This is a genomic window from Flavobacterium sp. GT3R68 (genome assembly GCF_007109225.1).
Classification (GTDB): domain Bacteria; phylum Bacteroidota; class Bacteroidia; order Flavobacteriales; family Flavobacteriaceae; genus Flavobacterium.
The window spans coordinates 97,651-115,504 of record NZ_VJZK01000005.1 but is presented as its reverse complement, the minus strand read 5'-3'; the positions used below and the strand labels follow the sequence as shown (position 1 = coordinate 115,504).

The window sequence follows — 17,854 nt, the reverse complement described above, 5'->3', positions numbered from 1 at the left end:
ATGTAACTTTTTGTTCACTACTTACGTATAACTACTTGTACACTTAAATTAAGGAGACAAAAACATGAGACAACTTAAAATCACCAAGCAGGTAACTAACCGTGAAACTGCTTCATTAGACAAATACCTACAGGAAATTGGAAAAGTGGACCTTATTACCGCCGATGAAGAGGTAGAGTTGGCTCAAAAGATTAAGGCTGGAGACCAAAAAGCATTAGAGAAATTAACAAAAGCGAATTTGCGTTTTGTGGTTTCAGTTGCAAAACAATACCAGAACCAAGGACTTACCCTTCCCGATTTGATCAATGAAGGAAATTTAGGCCTGATTAAAGCAGCGCAGCGTTTTGACGAAACCCGTGGTTTCAAGTTCATTTCTTATGCTGTATGGTGGATTCGTCAATCGATATTGCAGGCTTTGGCAGAACAGTCACGTATTGTTCGTTTGCCTTTAAATAAAATTGGTTCTATCAATAAAATCAACAAAATGTATGCTTTGTTGGAACAATCCAATGAAAGACCACCTTCTGCTGAGGAAATTGCAAAAGAACTGGATATGACGGTAAATGACGTTAAAGAGAGCATGAAAAACTCCGGACGTCACTTATCTATGGATGCGCCACTTGTGGAAGGAGAAGATTCTAACCTTTATGACGTTTTGCGTTCAGGGGAATCTCCAAATCCGGACCGTGAGCTGATCCACGAGTCATTACGTACCGAAATCGAGCGTTCTTTGGAAACATTGACACCTCGTGAGGCTGATGTCGTTCGTTTGTACTTTGGTTTGGGCGATCAGCATCCAATGACACTGGAAGAAATCGGAGAAACTTTTGACCTGACCCGTGAACGCGTTCGTCAGATTAAAGAAAAAGCAATCCGCAGATTGAAACATACTTCTAGAAGTAAAATTTTAAAAACATATTTAGGGTAATCCTAATGACCGCAACAACAGTTTCACAACTGTTCGTTTTTTGATTGATGATTGAAACTCCGGCTGATTACCGGAGTTTTGTTTTTTAGTCATTACCCAAAAAATGTTTTTGATTGCTGGTGTAACTCCGGCTGATTTAGCTTCGCTCTGTTCGCCTTTCAGGCTCGGGTCCGGAATTCTGTTTTTTGTCATTGCGAGAGACGAAGCAATCTCATCAATTTTCTTTGGGCGTGACCCTCCGAAAACTCCGGGTCGGGCTCTGCGCTGTATCTCTTCGCTCCGCTAAGAGGATGCCGCTGCAATCCCTCACGCAAACAATCTGTAGAACCCACGACATTCACTTTCCAAATGCGCTTTCAAATTTTTCAAAATAAATAAATCAACAATTCTTCCGAATAACCTACTTTTGCATAAACAACACAACTACACAATGAAGAATACAATTATAGCACCCTCAGTGCTGGCAGCCGATTTCGCCAATCTTCAGCGCGATATCGAAATGATCAACAACAGCGAGGCCGATTGGTTTCATATTGATATTATGGATGGCGTTTTTGTCCCTAATATTTCCTTTGGAATGCCTGTTTTGGAAGCCATCAACAAACATGCTAAGAAAACTATCGATGTCCACTTAATGATTGTCGATCCGGACAGATATATCAAAACATTCGCCGATTTAGGCGCCAATATTTTATCTGTTCATTATGAAGCATGCAACCATTTGCACCGCACCTTACAGGCCATAAAAGCCGAAGGAATGCAAGCCGGAGTGGTATTAAATCCTCATACGAACGTCAGTCTTTTGGAAGACCTGATAAAAGATATCGATTTGGTATGTATAATGAGTGTGAATCCAGGATTTGGGGGACAATCCTTTATCGAAAATACCTATAAGAAAATAAAGGAATTAAAGACAATGATTACCCGAAATGGTGCCTCTACAATTATCGAAATCGACGGAGGTGTAACCGATAAAAATGCAAAGGAATTAGTGGAAGCGGGAGCAGATGTATTGGTGGCAGGGAATTTTGTTTTTAAAGCTCAAAATCCAACGCAAACCATTGCGGACCTGAAGAAGTTGACTACATTCTAAAACAATAAGGGCTCTGTAAAAGGAGCCTTTTATATTGTATCAATATTGATCAATCAGATATCGAATCAAATCGGTTGTTGTAACAATCCCTACTAATAAATCCCCGTCACAAACCGGCAACGCATGAAATTCTCTTGCAGCCAGAATCTGGGCAGTTTCCTTAATTGTAGTCTGAGGGCTCACTGTCACCAGCTTTTTAGCCATCACCTGTTCAATGGTAAATATATTATATACCGTTGTATCCACATCAGATTCATCATCATCCACAGCGTCCACAAAACTGATGCGGAGCAAATCGGTCAAACTGAGCATCCCAATAATCCGATCTCCCTCGACAACAGGAATGTGCCGTATGTGGTTTTTTTTGAAGAGTATTTCTGCTTTCGTCAAATCATCTGACAAATTGAGCTTGACCACGTTCGTAGACATAATCGAAGCGACTGGGACATGCTGTTTCATATTGTAATACTTTGATTATGAGCAATTTATTCATAGTAAAATTACAAAAAACTTGGGTCTTAAATCGTAACAGCTCAGTTATTTATTCATTAAAATTAATCATCATGCGCACTTTTTCGAAAAGTTCAGGTAATTCTTTTTTAAACACCTGCGGAGTTTCAAAGAAATGCTCCAATATTACAGCCAGAAACTCCATTTGGTTGGTGTAGGCATAAATCCGAAAATAATTGGAAGCTACTAAGAGCTTGAGTACATTTGGGCGCACCAAATACTCTTTTATATTAACATATCCATCGGAAAAAACGATACTGCTCTGGTCACGTCCTTTTAGTCCATGGAAATGCAACGCATGAGCAAATTCGTGCAATCCCAAGTTAAGATTGTCGGCCTCCAGTTGAAAACCCTGCTGGAAGTCTTCCCAAGAAAAGACCAGGGTTTTCAGTCTTGGATTGAACTCTCCTTTGTGAAACTCCTGTGTAATAGTCGAAAAATAAACTTTGGGATAGATAATGATGGTGTCAAAAACATCAATCAGATACCGTCGCATTCCAAAGGTCAGCATTACCGCCGGAGCAGCAATTAGTATCTTGGTGTGATCGGTGACAATAAAATGAGCCTTACCATCAAATTGGTATCTATGAATAAACGAAGCTACACGATACTCAAAATATTTTTTTCGCTTTTCCGACAGCTTTTGATAGAAAACAAATTCCTTCTCCAGGATTTGCCTTTGGTCAAAACTTAGATTTTTGGGAAAAGGATACCAATGGATATAAAGTGGCTTTTTGAAAATATAGACATAGGTGGGCTCAATTATTACCCTGAACAACCACAAGATCACCAGAAGAAGGGCAATGACAAGCAATAAAATTTGACCAATATTCATTTAATCATCAGATTGAAATGGCTTTTAACTATTATTTTTTAATGATTTTGAAAACCTTTTGTTTGTTTACCGACTCCACTTTTACAAAATAAGTTCCTGAAAGTAACGATGAAATTTCAATTTCGGAACTGAAATCATTGAAGTTTTGTCTGTAGACTTCCAATCCTAAAGTATTGTACAGCGTAATCGTTTGTATTTTTTCTACCGAGTTAATTTTCAGCGAATTGGTTGCCGGATTTGGAAAATAGGTTACGTCGGAAAGCTGCACCGTTATGCTTAATCTGTCGGAACTTTCATGTGCGTCAATAGTCTGGCTGGCATAATACGTCATTCCATTTTCCAAAACGGCAGTATTAGGCAAAGCTACTCCGCCACTTGCTGCAGCATACCATTGAATAGCACTTCCAGTAACTGCTAAATCCGCTAAAGTTTGCCCCGCACTGAAAATTTGAACTGAATCCCCCACAGGCGCAGGAGTGTTATATACATCAATATTTGCTATCGTTAAGATGCCGCAAGAACCTTGGACATCGTATACACTAACAGTATGCAAGCCCAAACTGACATTTTCAAAAACACCCCCATTATCCAAAATAGGACCATTATCCAACTGATAGTAGTAAACACCATATCCAACAATATGTACTAAAATATTTTGGTCACCCGTGACATAAGAAACCATCACTGGTGGTCCTGATTGTATTACTTCAAATCCATTAGATATATACGACGAACATCCCTCTGGATTTGTAGCCACGACTTCATAAACTCCAGGCACTAAGGCATCTAATGTAGCATTTGTAGCTCCTGGGAGAGGCACCCCATTTAAATACCATTGGAACGTATAATCCGGATTAGCGATCCCGCTAATTAAGGTTAAACCGCTTAGCATCACATTTGATCCCCACTCCACACAGATAGCGTTCCCGTCGGTGCTTGATGTAATCGTTGGTTCTGCTAATGGATACACGGTTATCGATATCGAGGTAATGTCAGACCTGCACAGGGTGACTACATTGGTGACTGCAATCCATACCGTTCTCGTTCCTGTTATATAGGAATTTGGATTTGCTATTGCGTTAGTTCCCCTTATAGCATCTGCTTGAGTAGAAAAATACGAAACTGTAAATAAACCCGGATTTTGCCCATTTAATACATCTGCATTTAATAGTGTTAAATCAAAGGTATATATTCCATTAGGAGTATTATTCTCATCGTCACAAGTATACAATGGCATTGGTGCTGTTGCCGTGGCTCCTGATGCCACTTGCAACGTAACAATTCCCCTTGTGTTTACACAGCCTGTAATTAGGTTCACAACCCGCGCATAAATATCTTGTGGATTTGAGATATTAGTATAACTATTCGGTAATGGATTAGTCCCATTCTGTGCATCGATTGAAGTTAAATGAAATGTAATTACCGTATTTGTAGGTCCATTTAGTATACCCGGAATTACTGTGGTTAAATCGAAAGCAGCAATTCCATCCCCGTCGCTATCACAAACTGCGAATAGCGCTGGCGCTGTTACAACCGGTAATGGATTCACAGTCACTGATTGCTGCACTAAAGCATAACAATTTGCACCGGAGTAGTCCAATTGATTATTCATCACACGAATGTAAATTACGCCGGTTCCCATTTCAAATGAAGTTGGTGTTGTAATTTGATTAGTTTGAGACTCCGCATTAGCTAGGGTGGGATAATATTCAAAAGTATAAGGACCACCATTTCCAATATAACCTTCATTTTGTGTCAAATCAAACATTTCTGTTCCGTTTCCGTTATTAACATCGTCACACATAACTAATGCTGCTGGAGAAAGCGGTGTGGGCAATGGCAATACACGGATAGTTAAAGTCGTGAAGCTGAAACATCCTGACGGAGCTGTGACCTTTACCCCTATTGTTTGTGCATTGAATAAATTGATATAGGTAGTTGGTGTAGCAATTGCATTAGTTCCACCTAAAGCATCGGCATAACTAGGATAATAGGTAACCGTGTAGCCCGGTAAGTTTTGTGTTATCTCATTATTTTTTACCGTTAAATCAAATACTCTTGTGGGTACCGGAGTTTGCGGACCGTCATCACATAATGATAAAGGAGATGGCGTTGTCAGGGCTAACGGGGTACCGACCGTCAACTGAAAACTTCCAATGCTGAAACAAGCATTAACATCATCATTGATACCGACCCATATTGTCTGTGGATTGGTAGTATTCATAAAATTATTTGGGGCGGCTACAGGTGCTGCCTGAGCTTGAGCATTGGACAACGAGGTGTAATATTGAATACTATAACCGGTTGATCCGGATTGCGCTCCTAATATAAATGGATTTTGAAGTGTTAAGTCAAACGAGGTCAAACCATTTTGCGTGTTGCTGTCGGCATCACATTTTACTAAATCCGGTATTGATGGCATAACCGGTGACGGATGTACAATCAAGTCAAGAGTGGTAATTCTAAAACATCCTGATATAGTATTTTGTACTCTGACATAAAGAGTTTGAAAAAAAGGAATAATAGTATGATACGGACTCATCAAATTATTAAATCCATTTTGCGCCTCTGTTGCAGTTTCATAAAATGTAACGACTGTATTTGGTTCTGCATTTATCATAGGAATTAAAGAATCCAAGTAGAAAGCGGCAAACCCGTCTCCGTCAGCATCGCAAGTTTGATATGATGGTGGCTGCAATAAGGAAGGCGACGCGTTAATTGTAACGGCTGTACTAACCACCATCGTAGGATCGGTACCATTTGCGGGAATAGTATAAGTTACTACATACCATCCTGGCGAACTCACACTTGGCGTAATGGCACCGGTTGCTGCATTGATAACCAGTCCCATCATGGATGTGTACACACCCCCAATATAATTTCCTGTTCCTGTGATAGTAACATTTTGGACGCCGTCAGATTGACAGAAAGGAGTATTGTAAGCTATATTTACTGACGTGGGAGGCGCCAAATTTTCATCAATATCAGCATACGATGTTTGACAAAATAAAAATACAAAAAACAGAAGAGTAGGAATTCTCATAAATGAATATTTTCAGCTAAAATACTGATTTCATAAACACCATATCTAGAAGTGGTTTCTTTTTGCTCTTTTGGACATAAAAAAAATCCCAAGAGCAATCTTGAGATTTTTTATTGTGACCGCGAAGGGATTCGAACCCCCAACCCTCAGAGCCGAAATCTGATATTCTATCCAGTTGAACTACGCAGCCTTTTTGTGGGTTTCAAAGGTATGAAATCCCGCAAATATATTATACTAAAAGTTTTTTAACGATGGAGGAAATTGTTTTTCCTTCTGCTGTACCGCCCAATTGTGCAGATGCCAATCCCATTACCTTCCCCATTGAAGCGATTCCGGAAGCTCCGGTATCTGCAATGATTTTGGCAATAATTGCTTCCACTTCTTCTTCAGAAAGCTGGGCAGGCAGGAATTTTTCAATGACAGCAATCTGCGCCAATTCCGGTTCAGCGAGATCCGGACGATTTTGCTCGGTAAAAATACGGGCACTGTCCTTACGCATCTTCACCAGTTTTTGCAATAATTTAATTTCCTCATCTTCGGATATTTCTTCCTTAGATCCTGTTGACGTCTGTGCTAAAAGCAATTCCGATTTAATGGCGCGCAATGCTTCAAGGGCAATGGTATCTTTAGCTCTCATGGCCGTTTTGATCTCGTCCATTATGTTTACAGATAAACTCATATATGTTGTTCTTTAATTATTAAATTTTAGTGGAGCTGTAACCAACTCAAAAACACTCCAAACATTTGTCTATTAGCCCCGATGGAAGTGGAAATCCCGCACTTTTTTGGGCGGATTGCAAAGGACAGCGGGAAAAGGATCACCAAACAAACACTGCTTTTTTGCTCCTTTAAAAGCTTTGAAAAATATTCATCGCGAAGGTAAAAAAAATAACCCGAAAAATCCATACGATTTCCGGGTTATAAAGGAATTTATTTTGGTTTGAGTTAATCTACATTGTCATGCAAAAAAGAATTGTTGGAACGCAACTGAATATCATCATTACTGTCAGTTCCAATTGAAATACGCGAGTTTGAATTGTTCATCTGCGTATTTGAAATATCAATTCCGGATCTTTTGTAGGCGGGCTCTTTTTCGAATTCCTCTACTCTTGAAGGGTTATTGTGGAATTTATAATTGAAATCCTTCAGTTTTCTTCTTCTTTCATCAGCTCTCATTTTCAATGTGTCTTCGATAGACATATCTATTGGGGAAACGGCTTCAAAATTGGCACTAAATGCAGAAGGCATTTCCACCTTTTTCATCGTGATGTTTAACTCTTCTGCTATCGGCTCTTCTATTTTAGCCACTGGTTTGGATTCGAACAATTCGTTCTCTTTCTCCATGTACTCTTCCAATGAATATTTGATGATTCCGTTTTCATTCAATTCGGTCATCGGAACTACCTGTACCGGCTGAATCACTTTGATTTCCTTGGTTTCATTGGACAATTCAAAAAGAATCTGTTCTTCTTTCGGAGCTTCTACTTCTGCCTTTTTAATAGGAAGATCAAATGAAAAAGTAATTTGTTCTTCTTCATACGCAACGAATTCAGGTTCTTTCACTTCGATTTCCCTTACTTCCGGAGAAGTAAAATAAAAATCCTGCTCCAATACCGGAGAAACGATTTCGAAAGTCACATCAATATTCTTGATAAACTCGGAAGTCGGAACCATTTCCAATTCAAAAGTGGGCTGCGCAATTACTTTTGGCCCGGCCACCTCGTCTTCCATCAAATCGAAAACGATTTTAGTGTTGTTCTGAGGAGCTGCCTCCTCTATCGCCAAAAAATCAAAAGCCGGAATAGCTTTGTTCATGGACAAATCGTGCTCTAATTTTTGTTCACCATCCAAAGAATGAATTATTTTTTTAGGCTCGGTATTTACAATTTCGTTTTGTTGTTCCACATTGAATCCGGTGGCAATAATCGTTACTGCAACAGCATCTCCAAGGGTTTCGTCTTCACCAACACCCATAATGATATTGGCATTATGACCTGCTTCCGCCTGAATATGATCGTTGATTTCCCCGATTTCATCAATTGTAATTTCATTAGTTCCAGAAACGATAAGCAACAATACGTTTTTGGCACCTGAAATTTTATTGTCATTTAATAATGGAGAATCCAATGCAGAAACAATCGCTTCTTTCGCACGGTTTTCACCCATTGCCGACGCCGAACCCATAATGGCAGTACCACTATTGGACAATACGGTTTTAGCATCTTTTAAATCGATATTTTGAGTATAATGGTGCGTAATTACTTCGGCAATTCCTCTAGAGGCTGTGGCCAAAACTTCATCCGCTTTTGAGAAACCAGCTTTAAAACCAAGGTTTCCGTACACTTCTCTTAATTTGTTGTTATTGATAACAATTAAGGAATCCACTTGTTTTCTTAATTTTTCAACTCCTAATAAAGCTTGTTGGTGACGCACTTTTCCTTCAAACTGGAAAGGAATCGTTACAATACCAACAGTCAGGATATCTCTTTCTTTGGCTAATTGCGCAATTACAGGAGCCGCACCAGTTCCGGTTCCACCACCCATACCTGCGGTGATAAAAACCATTTTAGTGTTGCTGTCCAGCATTTTTTCGATTTCATCGATGCTTTCTATAGCGGATTGCTGTCCGACTTCAGGATTGGCGCCAGCACCAAGTCCTTCTGTTAAGTTAACCCCTAACTGAATTTTGTTAGGTACCGCACTGTTTTGCAAAGCTTGTGAATCGGTATTACACACGATGAAATCAACGCCTTTAATACCTTGTTTGAACATGTGATTGATTGCGTTACTACCGCCTCCACCTACACCTATAACTTTAATGACATTTGATTGGTTTTTTGGTAAATCAAATGAAATGCTTCCAAATTCTGAGTTGCTTATCATAATATTGGTCTTTTAGAATTCTTATTTAGTACTAATTTTTTTATTACTTTCTGCTGGGGCAAAAAGGAAAACGATAACATCTTTAATGGATAAACTACTCGGCGTTATCTAAAAAATCTTTTATTTTATCTACATACTTATCAAAAAACGATCTTCTGATTTTTGTTTCTGTAGATTCTTCATGCTTGGCCATAACCGGAATATTTTCTCCCGCTTCCACTGCCACCACCTCGTTGTATTCCGGAACCGGAACCGGCGTTCTGTATACAGGAACTTTTTCGGGCTCCGGGATGTAGAATTTCACCGCACTCTGTGTTTTATTTTCAATACTATTCATTACCAATCCGACAGCCGTGGCATATAACGGGCTCGAAATTTCCTCATCAGAATTTCCTGCCAGATGTTCATTCGGGTAACCGATACGGGTATCCATTCCCGTGATGTATTCCACCAATTGCTTGATGTGGTTCAATTGTGCGCCACCACCTGTAAGAACAATACCTGCGATTAATTTACGGCGTGGATCATCATGTCCGTATGCTTTAATTTCTGCGAAAACCTGCTCGATAATTTCCACCACACGGGCATGGATAATTTTGGACAAGTTTTTCAATGAAATCTCTTTAGGCTCTCTTCCTCTTAATCCTGGAATAGAAACGATTTCATTGTCTTTATTTTCTCCCGGCCATGCCGATCCGAATTTAACTTTTAATAATTCAGCCTGTTTTTCAATGATAGAACAGCCTTCTTTAATATCGTCTGTAATTACATTTCCACCGAAAGGAATCACGGCAGTATGACGAATGATACCATCTTTGAAAATGGCCAAATCTGTTGTTCCGCCACCAATATCAATCAATGCCACACCGGCTTCTTTTTCTTCCTGACTTAAAACCGCATCGGCCGAAGCCAACGGCTCTAACGTCAATCCGGATAATTCTATACCTGAACTCTGGATACATCTTCCAACATTTCTGATGGACGATGCCTGTCCTACCACAACGTGAAAGCTGGATTCCAACCTTCCGCCACACATTCCGATTGGTTCTTTAATCTCCGATTGCCCGTCGATTTTAAATTCTTGCGGCAAAACGTGAATAATTTCTTCTCCCGGAAGCATTGCTAATTTATGTACCTGATTGATTAACAGATCAATATCTTTATCTCCGATTACTTCCTCGGCATTGCTTCTGCTGATGTAATCGCTGTGCTGAATACTGCGAATATGTTGTCCGGCGATACCCACGACAACATCTTTTATTTTGTAACCTGAATTGTTTTCCGCTTCCTGAACCGCTTGCTGGATAGATTGGATAGTTTGCGTAATGTTATCAACCACACCTCTCTTCACACCAAGACTTTTGGATTTTCCAATACCCAAAATCTCCAGTTTTCCATATTCATTTTTCTTGCCAATCATGGCAACAATCTTGGTTGTCCCAATGTCTAAACCTACTGCAATGTTCTCTTTTTCCATAACCTCCTTTTATTTTGTGCACACCACCTGCTGCGTAAACTTCAGATTTATTTTTTTGTAATGCTGTAACGAACTATCTACAACCGCTTTTTGAAAAAATGCCTTATAATTGTTGAATTTCTGCTCGACGTTGATGGTTTTACCAAAATCAATCTCATAATTAAAATTCCTGTTCATCATTTTTAAGCTTCCACTCGGCAAAATCTGTATGCCGATAATGTTTTTCTTCAGAAATGCATCGTCGAAAATATAACGGAACAATTCATTTAAATCTTTACGATTTTCTTTATTTATCTCCCCTGAAACCAATGGAACTCTTGCCGTAAAATTGTCTGACAAAGGCATTGGATTTCCCTGATAATCATAATAGAAAGAACCTTTTTCATCAAAAACCCTTGCTACCGGGGTCTTTTGTTTTATTATCGCTTTCAGGACTCCATCAATGCCGACAAAAACTTGTGATTTTTCAATCATGTTGTGACTGTCTATGGCTCTTTCCAGCTTATTCAAATCTAATTTATCTTTTCTAATGGTTTGCGCCTGCGAATTATTTTCTATTAACAATTTATTAACCGTTTCGTGAGTCACAAAAAGGTCTTCATTTTCCAAAAAAACCACTACCGATTTGGTAATTTTCCGCTCCGAGTTTCGTTTTGACGTAAACGAAAACAGAAAAATTACTGCCGCAAACATCAGCACCAATCTTGTGTTAATCCAAATATTTTGCCAGTTAAATTTTTTCATGAAGTGCCATTTTTATTGGTTTTACCAATTCTCCTATATCTCCTGCTCCAATTGTCACAATAACTTTGCATTCGCTTTTCAAAATCGTTGGAATTAAATCCTGTTTTGAGGCTAATTTTTTATGATCATTTGTCATTTTATCCATCAGCCATGCCGACGTTATGCCTTCCATTGGTAATTCACGGGCGGGATAAATATCCAGCAAAAGCACCTCGTCAAAAGCTGACAGGCTTTTTGCAAAATCATCAGCAAAATCTTTTGTTCTGCTAAACAAATGAGGCTGAAAAATTGCCAACACTTTCTGATTTGGATATAATTCCGTTACTGCCTGATGCACAGCATTTATTTCCGTTGGATGATGTGCATAATCATCAATATAAACCAGGCTGTTTTCTTTGATCTGGTACGAAAATCTTCTTTTGATTCCTTTGAAGGACAATAAGGCTTTAGCTATTGCATCGGTTGGGGTGCCAAAAGTTTTTGCCATAGCCAAAGCCATTAATGCATTCATTAAATTATGCGTTCCAGGTAATCCGAATTGTAAATTTTGAATCGTTTCCGTTGGGGTCTGTACATCAAAAACATACTGACTGTTTTCAATTCTCACATTGAAAGCTTTAAAAGCAGCGTCTTCATTTACCGCCACTGTAATTCCCTCCAATGGCAATTTATTGGTGATAAAGAGATTTCTTTTGTCTTCAATCTTATCAGCAAATTCCACAAACGATGCTTCGATGGAAGCGCTGTCTCCATAAATATCGAGATGGTCCGCATCCATTGAGGTGATGCAGGCAATATTGGGATGTAAATGAAGGAAAGAACGATCGAACTCATCCGCTTCAACAACTGTGATTGTTTTACCGTTTCCTATCAGGTTGGAATTGTAATTTTCAACAATTCCGCCGAGGAAAGACGTCACATCAGCGCCACTTTCAAAAAGAATGTGCGCCAAAATACTGGAAGTTGTTGTTTTTCCGTGCGTTCCGGCAACAGCAAAACAGAACGTGTCTTTGGTAATTAATCCTAGCACTTCCGCTCTTTTTTTGATATGGTAATTTCTTTCGAGGAAAAAATTCCATTCCGAATGATGCGCAGGAACCGCAGGGGTTATAATAACCAGCGTATTCTCTACATAAAAATCAGAAGGAATCATCGGGATACTATCTTCAAAATGAATGACAATACCGGTTTCCTGCAACTCTTTGGTGAGTTCAGTTTCAGTCTTGTCGTACCCAGCCACGTTTTTCCCGATGGTTTTGAAATAACGCGCCAAAGCACTCATTCCAATCCCTCCGATTCCGATGAAATAAACGTTATGTATTTGGTTGAGATTCATTTTTAAATTTATTATAATTTAACCAGTTTGACAATTTCATCCACTATGTCTTGCGTGGCATGAATTTTCGCTAATTTTCTTATATTTTCAGAAAGCTCGTTCTGCATGGCATCATTAGCCAGCAGATCATTGAACATCTTATTGAATTGCGTATCGAGTTCCTTTTCCTTGATCATTAAAGCGCCTTTCTTATCGACAATAGCTTGGGCGTTTTTAGTTTGATGGTCTTCCGCTACATTTGGAGACGGAATAAAAATGACCGGTTTCCCAACCGCACATAATTCCGAAACCGATGAAGCTCCTGCACGTGAAATCACAAAATCTGCCGCAGCATACACCAAATCCATACGGTCGATAAAAGACAACACCTGAATGTTTGCGTTTTCGCCGAAATGTTTGTATTCCTCATAATACAGCTTTCCGCATTGCCAGATCACCTGAACGTTTTGAGCTGCAAATGCTAAAATTTCTTTTGCAATTAACTGGTTCACCCGTCGAGCTCCGAGACTTCCGCCAAGAACCAAAAGTGTTTTTTTATCCGCATCCAGATTAAAATACTGGACTGCTTCGTCTTTTTTATCTTCGATTTCAATTATATCCTGACGTATCGGATTTCCTGTCAGTGCCATTTTGCCTGAAGGAAAAAATCGCTCCAGATTGTCATAGGCCACGCAGATTTTGTTGGCTTTTTTTCCCAATAATTTATTGGTAATACCGGGATACGAGTTCTGCTCCTGGATTACCGTGGGAATCCCTCGTAATGCAGCAACCTGCAATAATGGTCCGCTTGCGAAACCACCGGTTCCAATCACTACATCCGGTTTGAATTCCTTAATTATACTTCTGGATTTCATCAGACTGTCTACCAATTTTATTGGAAAAAGCGCATTATCAAAAGTTATTCTTCGCTGTAAACCTGCAATCCACAATCCTTTGATTGGATATCCGGCCTGAGGCACTTTTTGCATTTCCATTTTATCCTGAGCACCGACAAAAAGAAATTCAGCATCCGGAAAACGGGATTTCAATTCATTTGCAATAGCAATGGCCGGGTAGATATGACCACCGGTTCCGCCGCCGCTTAATATGAATTTTAATTTCTTCATCTGCTATTTGTTGTAAACCGCCTTCATTGGATTAACGGATTTGTCTTCTATCGAATAATCATGTTCCATTCCAATTTCTGCATCCAAAGCATTTTCTTCTTCCAATTGTTTATCGATCAAACGCTGCAGGACTTCTTCCCTTTGCTCTTTCTCCATTATTTCCTGCGCTACTTCTTCGTCTTTTTTGGTCACACTGATAATAATACCAAGTGATACGCAGGTCATCCAAATCGAACTTCCTCCACTACTAATCAACGGTAATGTTTGTCCTGTTACCGGAAGTAATTCGACCGCCACGGCCATATTGATCATCGCCTGAAATATCATTGGAAACCCTAATCCGACTACGAGTAATTTCCCGAAAAGGGTATTAGCTTTATGGGCAGCCACGATAAATCGGAAGAATAATAATAAATACAACGACAACACACCCAATCCTCCTATGAGTCCATATTCTTCAACTATAATGGCATAAATAAAATCGGAAGATGATTGTGGCAACAAATTTTTCTGTACACTTTTTCCCGGGCCTAAACCTTTAAGTCCGCCAGATGCAATAGCAATTTTTGCCTGTTCAATTTGGTAAATATCTTCATCCGGCTTATTTGTGGTAAAATTTTCGATACGACTTGTCCAGGTTCCTACCCTGCTAAAAAAACGGGAATCGGGAAATGCTTTGGAAACCAAAACGAAAAACATCAAAAATACTATTCCGGTTCCGATAACAAAGCCAATATACCGCAACGGATATTTACCCACAAAAGCCAGCATCACTACCATGGAGAAAATCAACGCTGTAGTGGAGAAATTCGCCGGAAGGATGAGCATCAAGGTAATAAAAACCGGAACCCACAATTCCAACAAGGATGCTTTAAAAGTAACAGGCACTTCTCTTTTTTTGGATAAAAACCGGGCCACAAAAACCATCAATACCACAAAGGCAAAAGTAGATGTCTGGAAGGTGATTCCGATGAACGGTACCTTAATCCAGCGACTCGCATTTGCACCCGCAATCACGGTTCCCTTTATCAAAGTATAGGCCAATAAAACCCAGACTATCGGTAAAAAAACCTGTGAAATCCCTTTAAAATAATGATACGGGACTTTATGAACTGCATATATAATTATAAAACCCATGAAGATGTGAGCCAAATGTGTAAACAGGAAACTGATAGTGTTTCCGGTACCGTGGTTCATGTATGCCAAATTACTGCTCGCACTAAAAACAGGCATAAACGAAAACAATGCCAATAAAGCCACGAATGACCATATTACTTTGTCTCCTTTTAAATTGCTGATTAGTTCTTTCATTTGGGTTTTCGTATTTAATTTTTATTATAAATTTTGGACAGCGCTTTTAAATTGTCGCCCTCTGTCTTCATAGTTTTCGAACAAATCAAAACTGGCGCAAGCCGGAGACAATAAAACGGCATCCCCTTTTTCTGTTAAACGCTGCGCCATTTTCACGGCATCGGCCATATTGGATACTTCAATCATCACATCCACGACATTCCCGAAAGCATCGATGATTTTTTTATTATCAACCCCAAGACAGATGATGGCTTTTACTTTTTCGCGAACCAGCGACATCAATTCTGAATAATCATTCCCTTTATCAACACCACCTACAATCCAAACTGTTGGTGTGTTCATGCTGTCCAGAGCAAAAAACGTCGCATTTACATTGGTCGCTTTGGAATCATTGATGTATTGCACATTCTGGATTTTAAGCACTTTTTCCAAACGATGTTCAACACCTTGGAAATTAGACAAACTCTCGCGAATTGTCGCTTTACGGATCTGCATCAGTTTTGCAACAGAGGTTGCCGCCATAGCATTTTTCATGTTGTGCTTGCCTTCTAAGGCGATGTGCTGCGTGTCCATTACAAATTCTTCCTGATTGATCTTGATTTCCATAATATTGTCTTTTATAAATGCTCCGTTTTCAAACGTTTTTGTCAGTGAAAAAGGAATTAATTGGGCTTTAGTTGTATTGTTTTGAAACCATTCTGCAATTGCTTCGTCATCGGCGTCATAAAGAAGAAAATCATCTTCCGTCTGATTCATTGTTATCCTGAACTTGGAATCAATGTATTTTTCATATTTATAATCATAACGATCCAGATGATCCGGGCTGATATTGGTAATAATGGCAATGTGCGGCTTATAATTTACGATTCCATCGAGCTGAAAACTACTCAATTCCAAAACATAATAATCAAAATTATCTTCCGCTACCTGCCAGGCAAAGCTCTTTCCGATATTACCTCCAAGTCCTACATTGACTCCTGCTGATTTCAATAAATGATACGTGAGCATCGTTGTGGTGGTTTTTCCGTTGCTTCCGGTGACACCAATTGTTTTGGCTTTTGTAAAGGGAGCTGCAAATTCAATTTCGGAGATTACCGGAATATTCATTTTGACTAACTTTTTAACCAGCGGTGACTTATCCGGAATCCCCGGGCTCTTCATGACCACATCGGCATTGATGATTTTCTTTTCGGAGTGGAGTTCTTCTTCCCACTTGATACCATTAAGATTAAGAACTTCTTTATAATTGTCTTTTATTTTTCCCAAATCAGATACAAACACATCGTATCCCTGTTTCTTGCCGAGAATCGCGGTTCCGACACCGCTTTCTCCACCACCTAAAATCACTAATCTCATACTATCTTAGTTTTAGGGTGACGATGGACAATATGGCCAGCAAAATTCCAACAATCCAAAAACGAGTTACAATCTTGCTTTCATGATAGCCTTTTTTCTGATAGTGGTGATGCAATGGTGACATCAGGAAAATCCTCTTTCCTTCACCAAATCGTTTTTTGGTATATTTGAAATAACTGACCTGCAAGACCACTGATAAATTTTCAGCAAGAAAGATTCCGCATAATAGTGGGATCAACATTTCTTTTCGGACAGAAATTGCTAATACAGCAATGATTCCGCCAATAGTCAAACTTCCCGTATCTCCCATAAAAACCGAGGCCGGATAGGAATTATACCAAAGAAACCCGACCAATGCCCCAACAAAGGCGGCGATAAAGACCGTCATTTCTCCCGAATTGGGGATATACATAATATTGAGATAACTCGAGAAAATAATATTACCCGAAACGAAGGTGAAAATTCCGAGCGCAAGCACCGAAATAGCGGATGTTCCTGCCGCCAAGCCATCAATTCCGTCCGTTAGATTGGCCCCGTTGGAAACCGCGGTTATAATGAAGATCACGATTGGAATAAAAATCAGCCACGCCCATTTTTCATACCCATCACCGGTCCATGCCAAAAATTCGGCATAATCGAATGTGTTATTTTTAAGAAATGGAATCGTGGTTGCAGTCGATTTTTCTTCGAGAGGAGCTTCTGTAATTACGTTTTCAGTTTGTTTGAAAGTCACCGATTGTACCGGATCTGTGCGAAGAGTCACTCCAGGATGCAGATACAAAACCGAACCCACAATCAAACCCAAACCTACCTGACCAATAACTTTGAAAATCCCTTTTAATCCTGCTTTGTCTTTTTTGAAAATTTTAATGTAATCATCAATAAAACCAATTGTACCCATCCAAAGCGTGGTTACAATCAACAGTATAATATATATATTATCCAATTTGGTCAATAAAACCACGGGAATTAAAGTAGCAATGATGATAATCAGACCTCCCATGGTGGGCGTACCGGCTTTTTCTGTCTGGCCATCCAAACCTAACTCCCTAACAGTTTCCCCAACTTGTTGATTTCTTAAAAAGTTGATAATTTTTTTTCCAAAAAGAGTCGAGATTGACAATGATAAAATCAGAGCCAAAGCCGAACGAAAAGTGATATATTGAAATACTCCGGTTCCTGGGATGTTTAGGGTCTTGTCTAAATATTCAAATAAGTAATACAGCATATTT

Annotated in this window: 15 protein-coding genes and 1 tRNA gene; 2 read left to right on the top strand and 14 right to left on the bottom strand. The window is 39.3% G+C overall.

The window, feature by feature from the left end:
• Positions 1-64: 64 nt before the first annotated feature.
• Positions 65-928: an RNA polymerase sigma factor RpoD/SigA gene (locus FNW07_RS10670; protein ID WP_007137700.1), complete on the top strand. Its 864-nt coding sequence runs from the start codon at positions 65-67 to the stop codon at positions 926-928.
• Here the strand turns inward: FNW07_RS10670 and FNW07_RS10665 are convergent.
• The gene (locus FNW07_RS10665; RefSeq protein ID WP_126744184.1) at positions 920-1,120 is read right to left on the bottom strand and encodes a hypothetical protein; all 201 of its coding nucleotides are present in this window, start codon (positions 1,118-1,120) and stop codon (positions 920-922) included. The genes FNW07_RS10670 and FNW07_RS10665 overlap by 9 nt on opposite strands.
• A gap of 238 nt (positions 1,121-1,358) precedes the next feature.
• On the opposite strand from FNW07_RS10665, the gene rpe reads away from it, so the two are divergent.
• Positions 1,359-2,021, top strand: a complete 663-nt coding sequence (gene rpe / locus FNW07_RS10660; RefSeq protein ID WP_126744183.1) for a ribulose-phosphate 3-epimerase — start codon at positions 1,359-1,361, stop codon at positions 2,019-2,021.
• Positions 2,022-2,060: 39 nt separating this feature from the next.
• On the opposite strand, the gene FNW07_RS10655 is transcribed toward rpe, so the two are convergent.
• The 13 genes from FNW07_RS10655 to mraY all read right to left on the bottom strand — a co-directional run bounded on the left by FNW07_RS10655 (position 2,061) and on the right by mraY (position 17,850).
• The gene (locus FNW07_RS10655; RefSeq protein ID WP_126744182.1) at positions 2,061-2,480 is read right to left on the bottom strand and encodes a CBS domain-containing protein; all 420 of its coding nucleotides are present in this window, start codon (positions 2,478-2,480) and stop codon (positions 2,061-2,063) included.
• An 82-nt stretch (positions 2,481-2,562) separates the two neighbouring features.
• Complete coding sequence (locus tag FNW07_RS10650; RefSeq protein ID WP_126744181.1) at positions 2,563-3,366, bottom strand: zinc-dependent peptidase; 804 nt, start codon at positions 3,364-3,366, stop codon at positions 2,563-2,565.
• Between the two features lie 31 nt (positions 3,367-3,397).
• Complete coding sequence (locus FNW07_RS10645) at positions 3,398-6,409, bottom strand: T9SS type A sorting domain-containing protein (protein WP_126744180.1); 3,012 nt, start codon at positions 6,407-6,409, stop codon at positions 3,398-3,400.
• Between the two features lie 116 nt (positions 6,410-6,525).
• Positions 6,526-6,599 (bottom strand) — tRNA-Arg (locus FNW07_RS10640).
• 39 nt (positions 6,600-6,638) lie between these two features.
• Positions 6,639-7,088 carry a GatB/YqeY domain-containing protein gene (locus FNW07_RS10635; protein WP_126744179.1) on the bottom strand — a complete coding sequence of 150 codons (450 nt, stop codon included), beginning with the start codon at positions 7,086-7,088 and terminating at the stop codon, positions 6,639-6,641.
• Between the two features lie 266 nt (positions 7,089-7,354).
• Positions 7,355-9,292, bottom strand: coding sequence for a cell division protein FtsZ (ftsZ, locus tag FNW07_RS10630; RefSeq protein WP_126744178.1), 1,938 nt, complete (start codon positions 9,290-9,292; stop codon positions 7,355-7,357).
• Positions 9,293-9,386: 94 nt separating this feature from the next.
• Positions 9,387-10,769, bottom strand: coding sequence for a cell division protein FtsA (gene ftsA, locus FNW07_RS10625; RefSeq protein ID WP_126744177.1), 1,383 nt, complete (start codon positions 10,767-10,769; stop codon positions 9,387-9,389).
• 9 nt (positions 10,770-10,778) lie between these two features.
• Positions 10,779-11,513, bottom strand: coding sequence for a cell division protein FtsQ/DivIB (locus FNW07_RS10620; protein ID WP_126744176.1), 735 nt, complete (start codon positions 11,511-11,513; stop codon positions 10,779-10,781).
• Entirely contained in the window at positions 11,500-12,849 is a 1,350-nt protein-coding gene (murC, locus tag FNW07_RS10615; protein WP_126744175.1) for a UDP-N-acetylmuramate--L-alanine ligase, read from the bottom strand. Before murC ends, FNW07_RS10620 begins: the two co-directional genes overlap by 14 nt.
• An 11-nt stretch (positions 12,850-12,860) precedes the next feature.
• Positions 12,861-13,955: an undecaprenyldiphospho-muramoylpentapeptide beta-N-acetylglucosaminyltransferase gene (murG, locus tag FNW07_RS10610; protein WP_126744174.1), complete on the bottom strand. Its 1,095-nt coding sequence runs from the start codon at positions 13,953-13,955 to the stop codon at positions 12,861-12,863.
• Between the two features lie 3 nt (positions 13,956-13,958).
• A complete protein-coding gene (locus tag FNW07_RS10605) occupies positions 13,959-15,266 on the bottom strand; it encodes an FtsW/RodA/SpoVE family cell cycle protein (RefSeq protein ID WP_126744173.1) in 1,308 nt (435 codons plus the stop codon).
• A gap of 24 nt (positions 15,267-15,290) precedes the next feature.
• Positions 15,291-16,622 (bottom strand): UDP-N-acetylmuramoyl-L-alanine--D-glutamate ligase, encoded by a 1,332-nt coding sequence (murD, locus tag FNW07_RS10600; protein WP_126744172.1) that lies wholly within the window; start codon positions 16,620-16,622, stop codon positions 15,291-15,293.
• 1 nt (position 16,623) lies between these two features.
• A complete protein-coding gene (gene mraY / locus FNW07_RS10595; RefSeq protein WP_126744171.1) occupies positions 16,624-17,850 on the bottom strand; it encodes a phospho-N-acetylmuramoyl-pentapeptide-transferase in 1,227 nt (408 codons plus the stop codon).
• Positions 17,851-17,854: the final 4 nt, after the last annotated feature.